At 59.8% G+C, this 739-nt stretch carries 1 protein-coding gene; it reads right to left on the bottom strand.

Annotation, left to right across the window (positions count from 1 at the left end; translation table 11 throughout):
- A partial coding sequence (locus tag GWQ44_RS30790) for a calcium-binding protein (RefSeq protein ID WP_275929104.1) occupies positions 1-739 on the bottom strand: 739 nt, incomplete at both ends.

Below are 739 nucleotides of genomic sequence, written 5' to 3'. Positions count from 1 at the left end.
GCAGGTTGCTCAGGCTCAGGTCAACAGTGCTGTTTTGCGCGGTCGCGGCGTAGGTGATGTTCAGCGTATCGAGGCCTTCATCCGCGAGTTCTTGCAGCAGGTTCAATTCAGCGGCCTGATCGAGGATGTAGGTGTCGTCACCCTTGCCACCGATCAGGGTATCGATCCCGCTACCGCCGTTGAGGAGGTTGTTGCCATCGTTACCGATCAGTACGTTGTTCAAGGCGTTGCCGGTGCCGTTGAGGTTGGCGCTGCCGGTCAGGGTGAGGTTTTCCAGGTTGGCGCCCAGGGTCCAGCTGACCGAGGAGCGAACCGTATCGATCTCGCTGACCAGGGTGCTGGTCTCGATGATGACGTCACGCACGTCGTCGACTACATAGGTGTCGTTGCCGGTACCGCCGATCAGGGTGTCGATGCCTGCGCCGCCATCCAGGAAGTTGTCGCCTGCGTTGCCAGTGATGCGGTTGTTCAAGCCATTGCCGGTGCCGCTGAGGTTGGCGTTGCCCAGCAGGGTGAGGTTTTCCAGGTTATCGCCCAGGGTCCAGTTCACCGTGGAGAAGACGTTGTCGATCTCGCTCAGTGAGGTACCGCGCTCGATGATGGTGTCGCCGCTGTCATCGACATAATAAGTGTCGTTGCCGGCACCGCCGTCGAGGATGTCGGCACCGCCTTTGCCGTCGAGGATGTTGGCGGCACTGTTGCCGACCAAAGTGTTGTTGGAGTCGTTGCCGGTCAGATT

The organism is Pseudomonas sp. 3MA1 (genome assembly GCF_029237275.1).
Classification (GTDB): Bacteria; Pseudomonadota; Gammaproteobacteria; order Pseudomonadales; family Pseudomonadaceae; genus Aquipseudomonas; species Aquipseudomonas fluorescens_AP.
This window is presented reverse-complemented; position numbering and strand designations above follow the sequence as displayed.